This is a genomic window from Neptuniibacter pectenicola (assembly GCF_001597735.1).
In the GTDB taxonomy this organism is placed as follows: domain Bacteria; phylum Pseudomonadota; class Gammaproteobacteria; order Pseudomonadales; family Balneatricaceae; genus Neptuniibacter; species Neptuniibacter pectenicola.
This window is the reverse complement of sequence record NZ_LUTS01000086.1, coordinates 1-438: the sequence shown is the minus strand read 5'-3', so window position 1 is coordinate 438 and position 438 is coordinate 1. Positions and strand designations below refer to the sequence as shown.

The 438-nt window shown below is 40.2% G+C and carries 2 protein-coding genes; both read left to right on the top strand.

Annotated elements, in window-relative coordinates:
- The coding region (gene dnaG, locus A3773_RS16975; protein WP_197462846.1) for a DNA primase at positions 1-210 on the top strand (210 nt) is incomplete at its 5' end.
- Positions 211-310: 100 nt separating this feature from the next.
- Positions 311-438: RNA polymerase sigma factor region1.1 domain-containing protein (locus A3773_RS18775; RefSeq protein ID WP_156473569.1), on the top strand; the 128-nt coding region annotated here is incomplete at its 3' end.

The following is a 438-nucleotide window of genomic DNA, read 5'->3' as shown; positions in this document are numbered from 1 at the left end:
AATGAGGCACTTCTGTCTCGTCTCGCAAGTTGGGTTATTCCGCTTGACGACGACAACCAAGAAGACATATTTATCGATTCATTGGACAAAATATTGTCTCAGAGCATTGAAAAACAAATTGAAAACCTGCAGGCCAAAGAAAGAAGTGTCGGCTTATCAGTCGAAGAAAAACGGGAGCTGCTAGCCTTGATGCTAGACTTAAAAGCGTAACCCAATTCAGTTAGTCAGCAATGAATAAATTTGTTAATATTAGTGGTTTGCATTTCGCATACTAAAATTCCTTCACCAGATCTTAAGTTGGATATCGTCTATGGACCAAAATCCGCAGTCACAGCTAAAATTACTTGTCATTAAGGGCAAGGAACAAGGCTATCTGACCTACGCAGAAGTAAATGACCACCTACCTGAAGAAATCGTCGATTCTGAACAGGTAGAAGA